19 protein-coding genes are annotated in these 17,315 nt (G+C 27.2%); 1 reads left to right on the top strand and 18 read right to left on the bottom strand.

What is annotated here, in order from left to right; all coding sequences use genetic code 11:
• Positions 1–138: 138 nt before the first annotated feature.
• The 12 genes from ABUA17_RS04820 to ABUA17_RS04765 form a co-directional block, all read right to left on the bottom strand.
• Positions 139–1,221: an HRDC domain-containing protein gene (locus ABUA17_RS04820; RefSeq protein ID WP_042400200.1), complete on the bottom strand. Its 1,083-nt coding sequence runs from the start codon at positions 1,219–1,221 to the stop codon at positions 139–141.
• A gap of 9 nt (positions 1,222–1,230) precedes the next feature.
• On the bottom strand, positions 1,231–1,539 hold the full coding sequence (locus ABUA17_RS04815; protein ID WP_042400197.1) for an MGMT family protein: 309 nt from the start codon (positions 1,537–1,539) through the stop codon (positions 1,231–1,233).
• A 430-nt stretch (positions 1,540–1,969) separates the two neighbouring features.
• Positions 1,970–3,448, bottom strand: a complete 1,479-nt coding sequence (locus ABUA17_RS04810; RefSeq protein WP_042400194.1) for a glycoside hydrolase family 32 protein — start codon at positions 3,446–3,448, stop codon at positions 1,970–1,972.
• Positions 3,449–3,466: 18 nt separating this feature from the next.
• Positions 3,467–4,705 carry an MFS transporter gene (locus tag ABUA17_RS04805; protein WP_042400191.1) on the bottom strand — a complete coding sequence of 413 codons (1,239 nt, stop codon included), beginning with the start codon at positions 4,703–4,705 and terminating at the stop codon, positions 3,467–3,469.
• 168 nt (positions 4,706–4,873) lie between these two features.
• Entirely contained in the window at positions 4,874–5,857 is a 984-nt protein-coding gene (locus tag ABUA17_RS04800) for a LacI family DNA-binding transcriptional regulator (RefSeq protein WP_042400188.1), read from the bottom strand.
• Positions 5,858–6,120: 263 nt separating this feature from the next.
• Positions 6,121–6,432: a hypothetical protein gene (locus ABUA17_RS04795; RefSeq protein WP_242833260.1), complete on the bottom strand. Its 312-nt coding sequence runs from the start codon at positions 6,430–6,432 to the stop codon at positions 6,121–6,123.
• Entirely contained in the window at positions 6,413–6,520 is a 108-nt protein-coding gene (locus ABUA17_RS04790) for a CarD family transcriptional regulator (RefSeq protein ID WP_341349578.1), read from the bottom strand. Before ABUA17_RS04790 ends, ABUA17_RS04795 begins: the two co-directional genes overlap by 20 nt.
• Before the next feature lie 366 nt (positions 6,521–6,886).
• Positions 6,887–7,393 carry a GNAT family N-acetyltransferase gene (locus tag ABUA17_RS04785; RefSeq protein WP_042400186.1) on the bottom strand — a complete coding sequence of 169 codons (507 nt, stop codon included), beginning with the start codon at positions 7,391–7,393 and terminating at the stop codon, positions 6,887–6,889.
• A 420-nt stretch (positions 7,394–7,813) separates the two neighbouring features.
• Entirely contained in the window at positions 7,814–8,419 is a 606-nt protein-coding gene (locus tag ABUA17_RS04780) for an EFR1 family ferrodoxin (RefSeq protein WP_349817874.1), read from the bottom strand.
• Entirely contained in the window at positions 8,416–8,844 is a 429-nt protein-coding gene (locus ABUA17_RS04775) for a hypothetical protein (protein ID WP_042402994.1), read from the bottom strand. The genes ABUA17_RS04780 and ABUA17_RS04775 overlap by 4 nt, the downstream gene beginning before the upstream one ends.
• Before the next feature lie 190 nt (positions 8,845–9,034).
• A complete protein-coding gene (locus ABUA17_RS04770; protein ID WP_349817875.1) occupies positions 9,035–10,393 on the bottom strand; it encodes a dicarboxylate/amino acid:cation symporter in 1,359 nt (452 codons plus the stop codon).
• Positions 10,394–10,723: 330 nt separating this feature from the next.
• Entirely contained in the window at positions 10,724–12,112 is a 1,389-nt protein-coding gene (locus tag ABUA17_RS04765; protein WP_078061413.1) for an MATE family efflux transporter, read from the bottom strand.
• A 430-nt stretch (positions 12,113–12,542) separates the two neighbouring features.
• Here ABUA17_RS04765 and ABUA17_RS04760 point away from each other — a divergent pair, with 430 nt between their 5' ends.
• Complete coding sequence (locus ABUA17_RS04760) at positions 12,543–14,282, top strand: ABC-F family ATP-binding cassette domain-containing protein (protein WP_349817876.1); 1,740 nt, start codon at positions 12,543–12,545, stop codon at positions 14,280–14,282.
• Positions 14,283–14,534: 252 nt separating this feature from the next.
• Here ABUA17_RS04760 and ABUA17_RS04755 read toward each other — a convergent pair whose 3' ends face one another.
• The 6 genes from ABUA17_RS04755 to ABUA17_RS04730 all read right to left on the bottom strand — a co-directional run bounded on the left by ABUA17_RS04755 (position 14,535) and on the right by ABUA17_RS04730 (position 17,280).
• Complete coding sequence (locus ABUA17_RS04755; protein WP_172676155.1) at positions 14,535–14,684, bottom strand: hypothetical protein; 150 nt, start codon at positions 14,682–14,684, stop codon at positions 14,535–14,537.
• Positions 14,685–14,783: 99 nt separating this feature from the next.
• Positions 14,784–15,278 carry an NUDIX hydrolase gene (locus ABUA17_RS04750; RefSeq protein ID WP_042399563.1) on the bottom strand — a complete coding sequence of 165 codons (495 nt, stop codon included), beginning with the start codon at positions 15,276–15,278 and terminating at the stop codon, positions 14,784–14,786.
• A gap of 195 nt (positions 15,279–15,473) precedes the next feature.
• On the bottom strand, positions 15,474–15,899 hold the full coding sequence (locus tag ABUA17_RS04745; RefSeq protein WP_042399564.1) for a HepT-like ribonuclease domain-containing protein: 426 nt from the start codon (positions 15,897–15,899) through the stop codon (positions 15,474–15,476).
• The gene (mntA, locus tag ABUA17_RS04740; RefSeq protein ID WP_042399565.1) at positions 15,896–16,309 is read right to left on the bottom strand and encodes a type VII toxin-antitoxin system MntA family adenylyltransferase antitoxin; all 414 of its coding nucleotides are present in this window, start codon (positions 16,307–16,309) and stop codon (positions 15,896–15,898) included. The genes ABUA17_RS04745 and mntA overlap by 4 nt, the downstream gene beginning before the upstream one ends.
• A gap of 134 nt (positions 16,310–16,443) precedes the next feature.
• The gene (locus tag ABUA17_RS04735; RefSeq protein ID WP_042399566.1) at positions 16,444–16,950 is read right to left on the bottom strand and encodes a P-loop NTPase family protein; all 507 of its coding nucleotides are present in this window, start codon (positions 16,948–16,950) and stop codon (positions 16,444–16,446) included.
• 123 nt (positions 16,951–17,073) lie between these two features.
• A complete protein-coding gene (locus tag ABUA17_RS04730; protein ID WP_042399567.1) occupies positions 17,074–17,280 on the bottom strand; it encodes a P-loop NTPase family protein in 207 nt (68 codons plus the stop codon).
• Between the last annotated feature and the right edge of the window lie 35 nt (positions 17,281–17,315).

The raw sequence follows: 17,315 nt of genomic DNA, 5'->3' as shown, positions 1-17,315 counted from the left end.
TACGGTTCATTATTACCAATTCTAAATCATTATATAATACACTGAAATTATTTTCATTGGTTTAATGGTGTAGTCAATGCGTTCCTTACCCCTATCCCTTATTTCATTATACATTCTCAAAATATTTTCTATCCAAACTTATAATTTAATTATATCTATTATATCCTGTCCATATTTTTCAATTTTAACTGGTCCAAAACCTCTAATAGCAATAAGTTCTTCCTCATTTTTAGGTTTCATCTTAATTATTTCTTCCATCATTTCATTATTATAAACAAAATACGGTTTCACTTTTTCTTCCTTTGCTTTATTTAACCTATACTGCTTTAATTCATCAACCAATTCTTCATATGATTTTTCTTTTTTAACTCCCACTTCTATTTTAGCTTCTACTACTTTCTCAATAACACTTTCCACAATCTCCTCTTTAACACTTTCCTTAAATGTTTCTTCAACACCTTGTTTAATAAAATCCTCTTCTGTTAAAGAATACTTTTTATTATAATCAAATGTTATTGATTTATTATTTTTAATGAAAAATTCACCTATATTCTTCATTATATCCTCAAATATATTATAATCCTTCTTATAATAATTAATTTTATTACTTATTACATCAGTCAATTGATCATATCTAAAGATTTCATACTTAATTTTACTTGGAGCCTTCGATTTATTAACTATACTCTTTGGATTAGCTATAACTACACCAGATATAACAGGTAAATTCTTAATAATGCCATTTTTAATAAGCATATTCTTCACTATTCTTACATGCCTACCATTTTGCGCTATAGGACTATAAATTCCTTCTTTCTTAATAACTTCTCCATTTCTATTTTTTATGTATCTAATAAAGTCTCCTGATTGATTTACGTATATATCACCATTAAGCTTTTTAGTTTCTAAAATCATAATAAACTGTGCTGTTATTAGTATAAAATCTAATTGCGCAACATAATCTCCATCTTGTATCCTTATATCATGTAGACATATCATAGGAATAAAGGAATTCTTAATCTCAAAATATACATTCCTTTCTCCCTGAATTCCTGCTTTTAAAAATGTTATATCCCTTTCTATATATTCTTTTTTATTTGATTTAACTTTATCCCTTAACTCTATTAAATCAAATAATTGTCTATTTTCTTCTTTAAATTCTTTATAAAATATAGGAGATTTAATTTCCCTTATTCCTAGTAAATTTTTAAATATCGCCATACCTAACTCCTAATAATCCCACTGATTTTTCTTCATATCAACATGATTCTCATCCTTAAAAGATACACCTTCTCCTAATAGTAAAAATCGTTGTTCCTTCCACCCCGGGGCTAGTCTGCCAGCATAATTTACCACACGATGGCATGGATATTTCCCATAAAATTCTGCCTGGCTAAGAACCTTCCCAACAAGACGTGCATTTTTGTCTCTGCCAATAAGTTTAGCAATTTGTCCATATGTAGCTACTTTCCCTTCAGGGATTTCTTCTACAACAGAAAGTATTTCATAAATTAATTGTTCATTAATAACCTTTTTCATATATTCACCTATGATACAACTCCTTACTTTAAGATATTATTATATTTTGCACTGTTTTTTAATAATTACTTCTTCTATCATTTCATTATTATAAATAAAGCATCACTCCACCATGTTCACTTACTGGTAACTCTTTTACCATGTTATATTCTCTAAGTATATCCTATTCCATTGTAAAGACTTTGAAGTATGTTTTAATCCTATAAAAATAGATAATATTAATAACTAATTTAATTTTTATAATGTAAAATAAAAGAGCAACTACTTTGTGATATGCTCCCTCTATAGTTACAGTTTTATTATTTAAACTGTCTACTATAAAGAGATCATATCAACTTGGTTGCTCTTTTTATTGTATTAAATTTACTTATAACATTATCTATTAATTCTTAATTAAAATAAACATCCTTTAATAAAAGCAATTATAAAATTATTTCCATACATCTCTTAATTTCCATACTTCTATGCATTTAATTTTTGCTCCATTACCATTTGAGTAAATTTCAAGTTCATCAAATTTATTCTTAGGATAAATTCTACTTGTCATTGTAGCCTCTCCATTATTAACAAATACTTCAACTGATGATCTATCTATAAATATTCTTAATGAAAATTCTTCTTGCTTATTTAAAATAGCCTTTCTAGCCCCATCCTTATTTTTACCACATTTAGAGCATTCAAGAATTAACTCTGAAATATCTTTATTATAATTTAAACTTAATTCTTCTTCCTCACTTCCTTTTATCTTAACTCCAACTTTATCTGCATCAAATTCAGATAAATCAAATGTAATGTTAAGTTCCATCATTCTTTCATTTGTTTTTAATTCATAACTCTTATTTTCATATACATCTATATTTTCTTCTTGTAAAATACACTCTTCTCTTAGTGTTTTTAATTCCTCAACTGGATTCATCATTATCTTATTATCAGAGCTTAATGTTAATTCACGTGGAAGGGTTAATGCTCCACACCATCCATCTTTTTTAGTAGGCATATCAGATTCCCACATATCCATCCATCCTATTGCAATTCTGCGTCCTTTATCATCTAAAAATGTTTGAACAGCATAAAAATCATGTCCATTATCAAATTCATTAAATGTTCCATGTTCAAATTTATTATTAGAATAATCATAATCTCCAACTATATATCCAGTTTGAAATAAATTAGGATATTTGCCATCTTTCTTTTCAATTCCTTGTGGTGAAAAACTCAATACATACTTATCTCCCAGCTTAAAGAAATCAGGACACTCCCACATATACCCTAGCTCACCTTTGCTTGTTGCAAGTGTTCCAACATAATCCCATTTATATAAATCTGAAGAAGTATATAATATTACTCTTCCTATATTATCCTTTGTAGAATTTCCAACAACCATGTACCACTTGTCCTCATGTTTCCAAACTTTAGGATCCCTAAAGTGATGTATACTATCTACAGGTGGTTTAGCTATAACAGGATTGTTTTCATATTTTTCAAAAGTAATTCCACCATCTTTACTTACTGCAATATTTTGATTTTCGAAAAATATATCTTTTTCTTTATCTATATAATTATGTCCTGTATAAATTAAAACAAGATTTCCATCATCCTCTACTGCACTTCCTGAAAAACACCCTCCCTTATCAAATTCATCTCCTGGTGCTAATGCAACAGGGCAATGTTCCCAATTTACTAAATCCTTACTTTTAACATGTCCCCAATGCATAGGCCCCCAGTTTTCATCATAAGGATGATGTTGATAAAACGCATGATATTCTCCTTTATATTGAATAAGTCCATTAGGATCATTAATCCAATTAGCTGGTGCCATAATATGATATCCAAGTCTATATTCCTTATTTACATTTTCTTTTTCCTTTTTTAAAACTTCTTCTGCTTTTAAAATTCTTTTATCTAACATTATTATTTTCCCTCCACTTTATAAACTATTTACGTTTCCTACTTTTGTCGTATCTAGATTTTCTTTTTTTGTACTAGCTAAAGTAAACATTGATATTATTGTAAATACTAAAACTATACATCCCATTATAATATAAGTACTGCTGAAACCTACAGTATCATAAAATCTACCTATTACTGGTGATAATACTGTTGCACCTACTTGAGAAGCAAACTGATAACCAACTAAATATAGTATTGAAGATAAACGAGTATCAAAATTAGCTGCTAAATATTTAAATACTGCAATGAGCATTATTGGTAATTCAACTGAATGTAGTAATTTCATGCATGATATTAATATTGGCTCTGTTGCTAATCCTGAACCTATAATTCTAAAGCTCATTAACAATCCTGCAAGAATTAATCCCTTTTTAGCACCAATTTTATTTACTATAAATGGTGCCATGAACATCATTCCTGCTTCTAAAAATACTTGCAATGAATTCAAGTAACCAAATATCTGATTACCTATTTCTTTTGAACTAAACATAGATGAATAATATAACGGAAATTGTTGATCATAAACATTATAGAAACAAGTTACACCGATTACATAAAGTATAAAAAGCCAAAACTCTTTTAATTTGAAAAGCAAACACACATCTTTTATTTTGACAGATTGAGCTTTTTCTAAATCTTCATCACTCATTTCTATTGATATAGATAAGATTATAAAGAATAATATGATAGCTGAAATAGATGCAATCCAAAAATTAATATTAGGATTGATATTGAATAACTGTCCAGCAAAAAAAGTAGCAGCAGCCCATCCTAATGACCCCCACATTCTAGAACGTCCATATTCAAAATTATACTTACGCCCTATTTTTTCTACATAAGATTCAATTGCTCCAACACCAGCTAAAAATGCTGTTCCTAAATAAATTCCACCAACTACTGCACCTAAAATTGTATTGTATTTTAATAAAGGTCCATAAACATATATATAAAATGGTCCCACAAAAATTAATAATACACTTATAAATGTAAGTATACTTTTTCTTAATCCTATCTTATCAGAAATATAACCATATAAAGGTTGCATGCATAAAGCAAAGATAGCGTTTACAGAAAATACAATACCAGTATCTGCTCCACTTAAATTTATTTCTTGTCCAAGCCAAATAGAGAATAATGAATAACTTGCTGACCAAGTTACAAAGAAGAAAAAGAAATAAGCACTCAATTTTAAATACACTACTTTTGATTTTGACATTTTTAAAATCCCCCTCTTTTTGTAAACATTTTTATTTGTTAAATAAATTATATGTCAACCGCTTTCATATGTCAACCGGTTTCATATATTTTTTTGTAAAAAAATAACATACTAAAACCTATTAATATCTTTTAGTATGTTATCCATAAATATAAATTTTTTATAATTTTATGTGGTTTTACCCTTTAAAAGTGATACTGGAAGTGCTATCTGAGACTTTTTACAGGAGAAATCTCCTTCAATTTCCTTTATCAATACATCAATTGATGTTTTTGCTATGAGCTCTATTGGTTGTTTTATAGTTGTTAAATCTGGCAACAAGCTTCTACTTGTCTCAGTTCCATCATACCCCACCACTTTTATATCTTCTGGTATTTTTCTGCCACGCTTTCTAGCTTCATTTATAAAGGCTGCTGCAAATAAATCATTTGTTGCAAAAATTCCATCTACTTCTGGATGTTCATTTAAGATTTGCTTTGCAATCTCAATTTGATTTTTACTATCAAATGCCCCCATAACTTCATAAGTTATAGGTAATTGATTACTTGCCCTCATTACATCTTCATATGCAATTTTTCTTAATCTTGCTTGTGTTCTTAAATTAACTTCTCCATCTATATTAATTATATTCCTACATCCTTTATCTAATAAAAGTTCTGTTGCTATCTTTCCTCCATTATAATTATCCGATCCTATGATTGGTATATTTTCTGATAAATATGTATCAATAGATACAACAGCTAAATTATCATTTTTATAATCTAATATCCCCTGATTATGTGTTCCAACTATAATTCCATCAACTTGGTTTCTCATAAGCATTTCTAAATATTTTTTTTCATTTTCAATATTATTAAGACTGTTACAAATCAAAACTTTATATCCAATAGAATTACAAATAGTCTCTATATAAAAAGTGAGTTCTCCGAAAAAAGGATTACTTACAGTAGGTATAATTAATCCTATTAAATTAGTTCTTTTATTAAATAATGAACGTGCAACATCATTTGGAACATAATTAAGTTCCTTCATTGCTCTATTAACCTTTTCCCTTGTTTCCTCACTTATATATCCTCTATTATTAAGAACCCTTGATACAGTAGTTGGTGAAACCCCTGCCTTTTTAGCTACATCTTGTATTTTAACTTTCATATACTTTCCCTTCTTAATTACTAACATTAAATAAATTATATCACATATACAGATTCTTTTATCATTTATAATTCTCTTATTTTCTCTTATTCAAAACCTGCTTTATAATATTTTTAAATATTTTCTTACATAATATTGGGTATAAAATGAAGTTGTGAAAGTAATATATTTTAACAATTAAAAAATACACGATATTTCTATCGTAAATTTTATGGTGAAGATAATTCTCAAAACACATACCAACATAGTATAAAAATACCTTATTAAGATATTTGACTTGATATATATGAGTTTACTTCATTAGGAGAAATATTTAAAATAACTGCAAACTCTTCATTTAATAATCTTTCTGCTTCTTTTATAATCTCCTTGTCAGCCTTATTTAATTTTTTACTAATAGATTTTGAATACCTTTTATTAAATATTAATTTAATTAAATCCTCACATTTACCACTTTTAAGCATTGTTTTGAATTGCTTATTTCTTGTTTTTTCATCATCTATCCATAACGTCTCCATATTAGTCATATCATTTATTAATGAAGTCATATATCCTTTAGAAATTATCTTTCGCATTGGAATTTAAAAATTTCTCATTAGTTATATCTATAACTTTACATACCCCTGTCATACCGTACATTATATAATCATCAATCTTAAACATGAAAAATCATCCTCCTCAATAATATTAAAAAGTGTAGATTTTCCTACACTTTTTAATGTTATATATAATTTATATTAGTGTTCAGGTATAGATTTAAAAATCTATCCTTAATAAAATCTTCTTTTTAATTACTAGCATTAGATGTATCACATTTTCTTTACTTATAAAAAAAGGTGGCTTTCGCCACTCCCATCTAATGGTAATATCTTCTCATTCGATATGGTTTAAATCGTTATCATTAATTAATTTAAGTATTCAAAAGTTTTATATTTATATTTATAAACACATATTAGTATTTACATAGTAATGATACTTATTCAGAAGTTACTATATGTGTCATCAAAGTCATACCTATAATTTATAATATTATGAAGCTATTTTAAAAAAAGTTTCTTTAGTTATTTTATATTCAATTTCTCTTTCTAACTCTTTAACTTCCATAAATCCAATTCCTTTAAATAAATTTCTTGATCTTTTATTTGTCTTTTTTATTTTTGCAACTACCTTCTCTGTTCTCATATCAAAAAAAGCTTTTTTTAAGGCTTCTAGCACAGCTTTATGCCCTATACCTTTCCCCCACAACTCTTTTTCTCCAACAGCAATTACTATCTCAACTCCATCATTCTTTGGTATTAACCTTAAAAAAACTATTGTTTCATATGCGCTTTTAATAGTAAAAAAACTACAATTATTATTAAATAAATGAGTTAATATAGGCATATCTATTCTATTTATAATATTGATTAGATTTTCCTTTGCATTTACTCCTTCATTTAAATTACTTGATATTTCTTTATCGCTAAGCCAATCAGCCATTTTTTCTGCATCTGATTTATATACTTCTCGGCTTAGTTTTATACCAATAGTTTCCACTAGTTACACTCCTTAACTTTTATTGTTAATTTTAAAATTTAAAAATTATTTTTTGACTAGTCTTGCTATAAATATTACTACTAATGTGAATATAAGTAAAAAGCTATATCTTTAATTATTTAAGTTTAACTTATCTTTTAAGTGTTTATCTTAACTTTTGACTCTTTTTCTTAACAAGTTATATTTTCCACTTTTAGCATTTAATTTCCACTTAAAGTTATTAAAAGGATTTTTATTACATTTTTAAGTATATATACGTTATTAAGAAAACTTTATAAAGAAATCTAAGAACTATGTTTAAAATGCTTTATGCTCTATTGAATTTAACACTTATTGTTTTATGTTGGTATCTAATCACGCCCTTTAAAATTAACTACTTTATAAATCTATCCCTTAATATCCTTTTAATAAATCATCTATTTATCCCATTTCCTCACACAATCTGCATCCAATACAGCTATCATCCACAGTGAAATGCTTAGTTTTTCTCATATTTTCATAATATGGCTTATAAGATGGTGCTACAAATTTAGGTAGTTTATTTCTCATGAAATTTCCAGAAGATTTCTGTTGTATCTTTTGAATTATTTCATCTATCTGCGGTTCAGCATTCTTATTTATTACAGCTACCGTTTCTTTATTAGATAAATCAAATATAGGTGTCCATGTATCCGGCATTTTCACACTAAAAAAAGCATAAAATTTTATACCTGTATTTTGCGATAGATTTTTATCAGCCAAATAGCCATTATTACCTGGTGTTGTTCCATAAGTTGCTATATAGTAAAAATAACTCTTCTTTTTTCCACTAAAAGAAACTTTATTCAAAAAATCTATAATTACAGAAGGACATCCCCATGCATATGTTGGTGAAACTATTCCTACATTTTCATTTTCCTTGATAGATAAAAAGCATTTTTCATCTTTCATAATATCCAGTATAAATATACATTCATCATTTGTTGCTTTTGCAATTCTTTCTGCTACATATTTAGAATTTCCTGTTGCTGAAAAATATAGTATCATAATAACTTTCCTTTCTTTTCTAATGATCCTAATAAATAATCAATACTTATTCTAGCTTCTTCTTTTGAAATTGAATCTTTCCTTAAAAAGCAAAATTCTAAAACCATTTGTAAAGTATTACTGTAATGCATTATTATAATTTCTAATTGCATACTATGCTTTTCAACACATTCGCATGAAGATATTATTTCTCTTATTTTTAAAAGCATGAAGCGTTTCAACAATTCTGCCATTTTACCATCTATTTCATTGTGCATCATAATGCGATTTACAATATCTTTTTCCTTTTCAAAGAATTCATATAATCTTTCAAATAGTACTTGTGTACGTTTATCTGGTTCAATACTCTTGTAATCTTCAATATTAATTGCTGTCATTCCTTTTATATTAACATTTATAATTGAAATGATATCTGATATATTCATATCTTTAAAAGATCCTATCTTTTCATAACCTGCATTATGAATATTATGATTTACAAAATTTAAATTATATTCTTCATTTCCTTAATTTTAAAAAATTTCATAGTGAATTTATTTTTAAAAAAAGTTCACGATACTAATATCGTGAACTTTTTCATTATAAATTCAATACATTCTCTTTAAAATACACCTGCTATTTTACATCTTCGATATTATATACTTCTTCATCAAGCATTCCTTCAGATTTTGCAACTACTACACTTGTTGCAGCATCTCCAACTACATTTAAAGAAGTTACTAACATTTCTATTGGTCTATTTATTGCAAGGATTAATGAATAAGCAAGAATTGCCGCATCATTATTATATCCCATTCCAGTTAATACTGTGAAAAGTATTATTGCTCCTGCACCTGGCGCTGCTGGTGTACCAACTGATGCTATTAATGCAAGTAATGCAATAACTACTATATTTGCTATTGTTACATCATACCCTGCACTTGTTGCTATAAATATTGCAGCTATAACCTGCATTATTGCTGTTCCATTCATATTTATAGTCATTCCAAGAGGTAATACAAACGATGTTATATCTGCGCTAACACCTAACTCCTCAACTGTAGTTTTAGTATTTAAAGGCAATGTTGCTGCAGATGATGAAGTAGAAAATCCAAATAATGCTACTTTACCTATTTTCTTTACAAACTTAATTGGGTTAAGTCTAGCTCCAATTGCTATAAATATTGCATATCCAAATATTAAGAATAATAGTAATGCTATTAGCGTTGTAACAACATATACAAGTGCAGGCTTTAAGTTCTCTACACCATATATTGCAAATGTTCTTGTTATAAGAACAAATATTGCTACTGGTCCAAACTTAGTTATTATAAAGCTTAAAAATACCGTTATGATTGAGTTTACTTCTTCTAATAAAGTTTTTAATACTTTTACTTTATCACCTAAGTAATTAATACAAAGACCTAATACTACAGCAACAAAAACTACTGCCAATATACTGCTATTAGTTGAAAATGCTGATAAAATATTATTTGGTATTGCTTGAACTATTATTAATAATGGATTTCTTGAGCTTACAACACCTGCTTGTGCTGTTACATTTTCAACATTAGCTGTAAATAATCCTAAGTTCTTTATTATAAATCCTATTGCTCCTGCTAATGCTAATGCAAATACTGAAGTTGATAAAAATCCTAATATAGTCTTGTATGAAATACGCCCAAGCTTTTTAGTATCACTTATCTTACACATAGCTAATGCTATTGATGTAAACACCATTGGTACTATTACTAATTGAAGTGAATTTACAAACAATTGACCAACTATATAAAATATACCAAGAGCACTTGTTGCTCCTTCTTGTGATATATCTTGGAATAAAATATTATTAATACTTGTCCAGATATGACCATTACCATTTCCCATTAAGTTCTCTCTAAGAACTATAAATCCTATGCCAGCTGCTAATCCTAAAATAAGAGCTACTACCATTTTAATTGCTAGCTTATTGCTACTGTTAATTTTTTTGTTCATTTTTTGCCTCTCCTTGCTAGTCACTCCCTAATTCAAATAACTATATAAGGCTTAATATACTTTAATTGAATGACATAAAAAAAAGTCTTCCAAATAGGAAGACTAATATAATCTCAATATAAACAACTTTTTTTCTTCTATAAATGTACTATTCAATCATTAAACACGCTGCTTAATACTAAGTACATTTATCTCAACATAAAGTCATTTTGCAAGTATATCATAACTTCCTTACTGATTTCTCGAATCAATTTAAAGGGATTTTTTTGTTTATATTACCACGCGATATCTACTTTGTCAATTTTTAAATTATTTTGTTACTATTTTTGCTTATGCTGATTCACTATATTTCTTCATAGTCATAATCTTGCTTCTATTAGCCTTTATCATAAGAACAACTGCCACTACTAAAGCAACAGCTTCAGCTATTGGAAATGAAAACCACATTATATTTATTCCATTTGAAAACTTAGACAATAACCAAGCAAGAGGTAATACAACAACACATAATCTTAAAAGTGAAATTACTAATGAACTTACTCCACATCCTAAGGCTTGGAAAACACCTTGAATTGCAATATTCCATCCTGCAAATAAAAATCCTACTGAAATAATACGTATTGCTAAAATACAAAGTCTTGCTGTTTCATCTGATAAACCAAATAAACTAGCTAAAGGTTGTGCAAAAATTTGGAGTCCTAAAGTTCCAACAATCATTATAATACTAGTATATAAAATACCATATTTAATTCCATCCTTTACTCTCTTGTGATCTTCTAAACCATAATTAAAAGCGACAATTGGAGTAATTGCATCTCTTAAACCAAAGGCTGCAAAGAAAATAAATTGTTGTATCTTATAAAAAATACCATAAGCTGTTACTGCTGCCATAGATACTGCTCCAAATATAATGTTTATCCCATATGTCATAAATGACATTAAAGCTTGCATTATAATAGCAGGAAGCCCTACACTATATATTTCTTTAACTATTTTTTTATCTAATTTTAAATAATTTAATCCATTTAACACTTCTTTGTTTTTCTTATAATGGAAGTACATTGCCATTAACATTGATACTCCTTGTCCAATTACTGTTGCATAAGCAGCACCAGCAATGCCCATTTGCGGACAACCAAACCATCCAAATATTAATATTGGATCTAATATAATATTCGTAATAGCTCCTACAAGTTGTGCCATTGTAGAATATATAGTTTTTCCTGTTGATTGTAGAAGCTTTTCATAAATAGAAAACATAATCATCCCTATTGATAATAATGTACAAATCATTAAATAGGTTCTTCCCATTGATAAAATAATAACATTAGAAGTCTGACTTCTTAAATAAATGTTAATTCCTAATATTCCAAATATAAAAAAGAATACATAAATAATAATACCTAGTGATACCCCGTTTCCAGCAACTCTTGCTACCTTCTTAGGGTTATTTTCTCCAAGTGTTTTTGACAGTAATGCATTAACACCAATCCCTGTTCCTATTCCAAATGCTACAATAAGCATCTGTATAGGAAATGCTAAAGTAAGAGCATTTACAGCATACTCTCCTGCATGAATTAATCCTTCTGAATCAGGAATTCTAGCAACAAACATACTATCAACTATATTATAGCAAGCTTGTAATACCATTGATAAAACCATTGGTATTCCCATACTAAGCATAATCTTTGGAACTGCTACTGTTCCCATTTTGTTCATTTTAATTTCTTTTTCCAAATTTTCTCCTTTCATATGAGATAGCTTTTACGGAAAACTATCACAACCATTTTAGTAAGTTTTTCATTTTTAATAAAAAAAAGAAAGCGCAAATCCATCTGGATTTACGCTTTCTTGCAACTCGATTAACTTTATTTTATATCATATTTTTCAATTTGTCAAAGTTCTTTTTTGTATATTAATTCCAATTAATTATTGCTTAAAAAAAGTAATCTCATAGAACTTTTTCTTGCTCATATGAAATGATTGAACTTAGTTAAAAAAAGTGTTAAGCTATCAATATTAAACTAAAAATATCTTTATCAACTGTAAAATTTCAATTGATAAAATAATATATTAAAGAGCTTATTTTTATCTGAAGCTAAGTATTCAGTTTATAGGCTCTTTTTTAATGATAAAGAGAGGTAATACTATGATAAAAGTTGAAAACTTATCCTACTCATTTCCACAGAAAAATCTATATAATAATATTTCCTTCACACTAGAAGAGGGACAACATTGTGCCTTTATAGGAACAAATGGTAGTGGAAAAAGTACACTTATAGATATAATTATGGATCCTGAAAAATATATGTTTGATGGCAAATTAGAAATTGATCCAAACTGTAGAATTGGTTATGTACGTCAATTCCAAGAAATTGATAAAACAAAAGAAATCACAGTTTTTGAATATTTAGCAGAAGACTTCATTAAATTACAAAATGAAATAACTGCTATATGTACTGAAATGGAAACATCTTCTAATATTGAAACTTTACTTGAAAAATATCAAGAAGCATTAGATGCATTTGAAGCAATTAATGGTGATGACTATGAAAACATGATTGATAAAAAATTAAACCTTATAGAATTAATTAAGTCTAAAGACTTAATGATATCTGAACTTAGTGGTGGAGAATTCAAGCTTATTCAGGTAATTAAGTCAATGCTAACTAATCCTGATCTACTTATTATGGATGAGCCTGATGTATTTTTAGATTTTACAAACCTTAATGCTCTTAAAAATCTAATTAATTCACACAAGGGAACAACATTGATTATTACCCATAATAGATACTTATTGAATCATTGTTTCAACAAAATTATTCATCTTGAAAACATGGAAATTCAAGAGTTTGATGGAGGATATGTTGAGTATAATTTCTCATTACTTCAAACTAAAATTGAATTACAAGAATTAGCTGCCGCTGATACTGAAGAAATTGAAAGAAATGATGAAATAATAGATAGATTAAGAGAGCTAGCATCTGAAAATGCAGAACAATTTAGAGGAAAAACTTTAAGAGCTAGAGTTAAATTCCAAGAAAGATTAGAAAAACGTAGAATTAAAGCTCCATTTGTAGAGATTAAAGAACCAAATATAATTTTCGTTACAGCAAATGAAATTGAAGAAAAAACAGCTTTAAAAGTAACTGATTATAATCTTGCTTTTGATGAAGTGCTTTTAGAAGATGTTAATTTTGAAATTAAATCTACTGATAAAGTAGCTCTTGTTGGTTCAAATGGTACTGGTAAAACTACACTTTTCCAAGAGATATTTAAAAATAATAATCCTTCCATTGAAATAGATAAAGATACTAAGATAGGTTATTTATCTCAGCTTCAAGGCCAAACATTAAATTATTCTAATACTATAGCTGAAGAATTCTTTGACCTTGGTTTTAAAACCTATGATGATATTAAAGAATATCTTGCTGGTTATAACTTTGATGAAGAGTTACTTAATCAAAAGATAGGAACTTTATCTGGTGGAGAAAAGAATTTAATTCAATTAGCTAAGCTTTGTGAAGTTGGAGCTGATCTTCTTCTTCTTGATGAACCTACAAGTCATTTAGATACATATTCACAAATAGCATTAGAAAAGGCTATTAAAAACTACAAAGGTGCTATTTTAATGGTATCTCATGATTACTATACTATAGCAAATTGTATGGATTATGTTTTACTTATTGAAGATAAGAAAATTAGAAAAATTAACATAAACCATTTTAAAGATATAATTTATGCTAATCATTTTAATAAAGATTATTTAAAAATTGAACAAAAGAAAAAATCAGTTGAAACAAATATTGAATTAGCTTTAAGAGATAATAATTTTATACTTGCAAAAGAATTATCTGAACAACTAGAAAAGCTTGTTAAATTACTATAAATTCAATCAAATAGACAATAAAACTCGACAATACATCTTAGTGTTGTCGAGTTTTTCATAATAACTATTAATGCCTATGTATACCAGTACTACATCTATATTTGTGATTTACACAAATTTATCTATCTCTCCTCAGATCATATCTCAATATCTAATTTATTATTCCATTATATCAAAAAACACGACATTTCTGCAGTGGATTTTTGAGCAAATGTAAAGACTACTTATTGAAACTTTCTAATACCTTTTATATTATTTATTACCTTCTTTATTTTTGTTTCTTACCGGTACAAACTCTGAAGTAGTATCATTAGGGTCAATGTAGACATAGTCTCCATTGCTATCCTTTTTTAATCCTAAAGATGCCATTTTCTTTTTAGTATTTTTATATTTTGTACTCATTACCTTCACCTCTTAAATATTATAAATATCATTCGTTATTATCTTTCCCTCTTATTTTTATAATAATTACCTAAGGCTGACATTTAGTTCTTCATATTATTATAGTACTTCAATAAACTGAAGAAGTTTACTCTTATCTGGACTAACAAAATTATCAGAATCAATTAAATTAATTAATTCATTTTTTGTAACCCACTTATAATCAATAGTTTCCCCATCTTGTAATATAATTGAATCTTTCTTTATATTGCATCTACATGTATACATCTTATAAAATGTATTTTTCTCTACCTTTTTTATTGTATAAATAAGCTCTAAATTATTAGCTTTAATACCTGTCTCTTCAAACAATTCTCTTTTTGCTGCATCTAAAAACTCTTCACCTTTTACTACACTTCCACTAGCTCCAGCTTCCCAAAGGCCTGGTTTATTAGGTTTATTCCAATCTCTTTGCATTAATAAAAAAGTTCCATCCTCATGATATACAATAACATCAACTACTGCATGCAAAATCCCTTTACTTATTTTCTCTCCTCTGACTATATCAACACCTATTTTTTCTTCATTTTCATTATATCCATCCCATAATTCCATACATATAACCTCCTAACTTTATTCTATTTTGTTATTCTTTTAATAGTATCATCTACAGAAATGCATTCAGCATATCTACCATTCCACATATTATCTCCTTTTATTGCTTTTTACTAATTATAATCTATATTTTTCCAAAGAAAAAGAGAATCTATTTTAGATCCTCAATTTTCACTTACCATTCTCTTTAATTAACTAGGCTTTAATATAACTTTTTGCTATATCCAACACCTTTTCAAATTCATTTATATTATCATTTATAAATTCTAAAAGCTCTTCTCTTGACGGTTCTTTATATCTATGTGAAATTCTATTTCTAAGCAATCTTGCTCCATTTAAGAATTCATACGTCTCTTCACCTATAACTTTATTTTCAACTAAAATAATAAGCGATGCTTTCATATCTATTCCTATTTTATATTTCTTTAACTCTTTTAAGATCATAGAAGTTAAATTTTCAACTGTTATAAAAAAATCTACAAATATTTGCTTTAGCCCAAATTCTATAAAAATTGTTTTATTATCTTCTTCTAAATCTTGCAATAATTGCTTACAATCTTTCAAATTCTTTATTACTTCAGTCATATCTTCAATTATTTTTATTAATCTTTCTTGATTCATGATAACAATTCCCTTCTTCTACACTTAAAATAATACTCATTTTCTCTATAATACCAATCAACTTTTTCTATAAATTTTTCTAAAAATTTATTATTATCAGTTGTATAAATACTTTTACCATCATTTAGAATATCTATTTTAATAAATATATCTAAGTTATCACTATTTAAATCAATTACATCTATATTTCTTTCTAAAAGATCTTCTAAAAATAATTCTAATTTTAAAATTTCTTTAATTGTTAACTTTGAGGTTCCTAATATAGCTATATCCACATCAGACTCTTCATTAAAATTGTCAGTAATTATACTACCAAAAACTAAAGCATTATTTATATCTAACTTACTAAGATAATTCTTTAATTCTTTACTCTTTAATTTATCTAATATTTCTAACTGTATATTCTCCATTTTACTCCTCTCTTCTTTATCTAATATTATTGATTATGTACTAATTATAGCATAATATTCCTTGTTTATTTCTCTAAAAGTTTTAAAATAAAAACACCTACGTTTAAATAGGTGTTCCTAATAATATTATTATCTTATCTTTTAATTATAGTTACTGGAACATTTAACTTCTCTATCATTAGCTTATCAATTCTCAGTCTTTCCTTACAAAAATAAAATACTCCTTCTATCCCCTTTAAGTTATGACTCTTACCAAAATTCACATTACTAACCCAATTTGCAACTTCATCAATCCAATCTGGCCTTGAACCCTCTGGTGACTTGCTCTCATTTGCTGCTTGAATTATTATATCTTCTACACTTGAAGGCTCAATATAAACAATAGATGGACTTAAGGATTTTACTGTTTCTAATAAGCTTTTAAGATATAAATATATTTCTTCATCACTTTTTTCATATACACCTAACAATTCAAATATATGATTTTGTAGAAATGCACATTCAAAAATATAAATATTATCATTTAACAAAGCCTGCTCTGCAAATTTACTCCATCTTCTTAAATGTATATCTCTAAATTCATCTAAGCTTTTTCTACCATCACATATTTCCTTTGAAGCAACATCACCTATTAAACTCAAATAACAATCTTCTGGAAAATCTATTTTAGTATAAGCTAAAATAACATTATTATCTTCTATTCGTGTTTGTCTTTGAATTCTACTAATTAACTCTTCTTTACTTATACTCTTCTTTGAACCTTCCTACATTTCAGAACACTTCTTAATAAAATCATTATATTCATCTTCTTTTAAACAAGCATTCCATGCCATATCTGCTGGATGTGACATTCCTTCTTCATAAAGAATTGCCTCTTTTCCCTCATCTATTAACTTTTCCTTTATTTTTCTTGCAGTTGTAGTTTTACCTGCACCTGGTATACCCTCAACTAATATTAATCTACTATTCATACATTTCCCCTCATAAACCTATACTGATATTTTAC

Origin of the sequence: Clostridium sp. RTP31139st1_H3_RTP31139_211217 (assembly GCF_040227035.1) — a bacterium.
GTDB classification, from domain to species: Bacteria; Bacillota; Clostridia; order Clostridiales; family Clostridiaceae; genus Clostridium; species Clostridium saudiense.
This window is presented reverse-complemented; position numbering and strand designations above follow the sequence as displayed.